Annotated in this window: 2 protein-coding genes and 1 other RNA gene; 1 reads left to right on the forward strand and 2 read right to left on the reverse strand. The window is 33.6% G+C overall.

All coding sequences use genetic code 11. The features are described from left to right. Positions 1-396, reverse strand: a transfer-messenger RNA (tmRNA) gene (gene ssrA, locus QZ659_RS20455). A gap of 92 nt (positions 397-488) precedes the next feature. After that, positions 489-848 carry a hypothetical protein gene (locus QZ659_RS20460; RefSeq protein ID WP_291728954.1) on the reverse strand — a complete coding sequence of 120 codons (360 nt, stop codon included), beginning with the start codon at positions 846-848 and terminating at the stop codon, positions 489-491. 140 nt (positions 849-988) lie between these two features. Here QZ659_RS20460 and QZ659_RS20465 point away from each other — a divergent pair, with 140 nt between their 5' ends. Next, on the forward strand, positions 989-2,179 hold the full coding sequence (locus tag QZ659_RS20465) for a sensor histidine kinase (protein ID WP_291728956.1): 1,191 nt from the start codon (positions 989-991) through the stop codon (positions 2,177-2,179). Positions 2,180-2,392: the final 213 nt, after the last annotated feature.

Consider the following 2,392-nt stretch of genomic DNA (forward strand, 5'->3'; position numbering starts at 1 on the left):
GTGGAGCTGGTGGGAGTCGAACCCACGTCCAAATACGGCATTCATCGTGCCTTCTACATGTTTAGTTATCCTATTAATTGTCAGGAATAAGTCAGGCGATAACGTCCAAAATTATTCCTTATCAACTAAATTTTCGTCGCTGATGCCGTTGCCCTCATCATTGCTTCACTCTGGCAGGGTTGATGTCTATGGGTTTACTTGGTAAACGGATGTTAGTGTCGGCAGAGTAGAGACACTAAGCAAAGACAATGGTTACTTAACTCCTAGAGTTAGGCAGCCATGGCGTAATTAGATTCGCCGATTGTTGTGTTGAGAAAATCGATATAAGGCTAGTCTTCTCAATAGCCTACATGCTTATACACGCAAAGACTCGTCCTGTCAAAACCAGTCAGCCCCATTTTTACATTGTCTTAATTTTTCTTTCAAAAATTAAGTGGGTTGCAAATATACAATTACAACCCAAAATATCCAATAAAAGTTTAATTTTTCTACAATTCACTTCCTTTATCAATCATACTTTTGTAGAGTTTATCTTCAATATCTTTAAGCTCATTTCTTATTTTCCCAATCACTGTTAGAAGTTGTTTTCTCTCTTTCACTTTCTCTTCCCACTCAGGCATATCCAAAAAATCCTTCAATTTCTCTTCATTAAAAATCATAGCACAGAGATGCAAAAAAGACATTTTATTCTGAATTTTTGGGTGTTCTATTACCTCCTGTGTCGAATTTCGCATGAGGTCATTGATTCGCATTCCCAAAAACTCAAATTCATAATCTAATTTTCTATCTATTTTTTTAGCTAATTTTTTACGTTTTTTCTCTACTTTTTTCTGTTTGTTTTTTTTCATTGTAGTCGCTGGAATAAAATGATTAGATAGCTATAAAACTCTATTTCTCTTCAATAAGTTCAGTTATAGATAAATATGAGTAGAAATAAATATTTTTCATACATTTGATTACAAAATTATCTAAAATAAGTCATTAAACTATGCTTTCTCTTCATCAGTCTCCTTCTAAGCTCAAATGGATGCTTATTGTATTTGCGTCTCTTATTGGCTTAGCATCTTTATATTATACCAACGAATTGGTAGATAACTTGGCAGAGCGTGAGCAAGAACAAATAGATTTGGTTGCAAAGGCTCAAGAACTTGTTGTACAGGTAGAAGATAGTTTGATGTTAAATTTTTTAGTAACCGATATTTTACAGGGAAATCAGTCTATTCCAATGATTATTGCAGATGAAGAAGGTAACCCTAGTGAATCAAGAAATATCGACTTTAGAAAAAATGCTAACGATGCAGAAAAAGAAAAAGTATTAAGAGAACATTTGATTTCCATGAAAGAAGCGCATCCTCCTATTGAAGTCAAGATTTCTGAAGAGTGGAAATACTATATTTACTATGAAAACTCTACACTTCTTACCCAACTCAAATATTTTCCTTATGCACAACTTTCTATTATTACAGCCTTTCTTATTTTTGCCTACTTTTTATTTAGTTCATCTCGCCGTGCTGAACAAAACAGGGTTTGGGTCGGGCTTGCTAAGGAAACGGCTCACCAACTTGGCACACCACTTTCTGCACTTATGGCTTGGGTAGAGTATTTTAGAGCCGATGGAAGTGTAGAAGAAGATATTTTGATGGAAATAGAAAAAGATATTGCTAGGCTTACGATGATAACAGGGCGTTTTTCAAGTATTGGCTCTGTACCTGATTTGAGTTCGGAAAATGTTTTGGAAGTAACAGAAGGAGTAACAGAATATCTTAAAAAGAGAATTTCAAATAAGGTAAAACTAAGTATCAGAGCAGATAAAAATGCTAAACTATATGCGCAAATAAACAAACCTCTTTTTGAATGGGTTATTGAAAATATTTGTAAAAATGCTGTCGATGCAATGGCAGAAATGGGAGGAAGAGGAAGTATTACACTATTTTTCTCCTCTAATAAAAGTCAAAAACAACTTATTTTAGATATAACAGATACAGGAAAAGGAATACCACAAAGTCAAATCAAAACTGTTTTTCGCCCTGGTTTTACTACCAAAAAACGAGGATGGGGACTAGGTCTTACTCTTGCAAAGCGTATCATAGAACAATATCATAATGGAAAAATAAGTGTTCTGAAATCGGAAGTAGGAAAAGGAACAACTTTCAGAATTGTACTCTCTACGAGTGAATAAAAAAAATAGAGTACTGAACATTAGATGAAAAATTGTTAGTGTTTACAATACCAACCAACAGTATTTTTTTCCTTGTTTTGGGACTCACAAAACAGCAAATATCTATAGATGTCCATTAATCTATAAAAAAATATGTTTATAGTTTACAAAACATCCACCTAAAAAAACTCCACTCTCTGTTTATAAGAAAGTGGAGTTGTAAAAAGGAATTTA

This window comes from Bernardetia sp. (assembly GCF_020630935.1).
Taxonomy (GTDB): Bacteria; Bacteroidota; Bacteroidia; order Cytophagales; family Bernardetiaceae; genus Bernardetia.

Coding starts and splice junctions, on each gene's coding strand:
- QZ659_RS20460 (WP_291728954.1), bottom strand. CDS start 848: ATGAAAAAAAACAAACAGAAAAAAGTAGAGAAAAAACGTAAAAAATTA.
- QZ659_RS20465 (WP_291728956.1), top strand. CDS start 989: ATGCTTTCTCTTCATCAGTCTCCTTCTAAGCTCAAATGGATGCTTATT.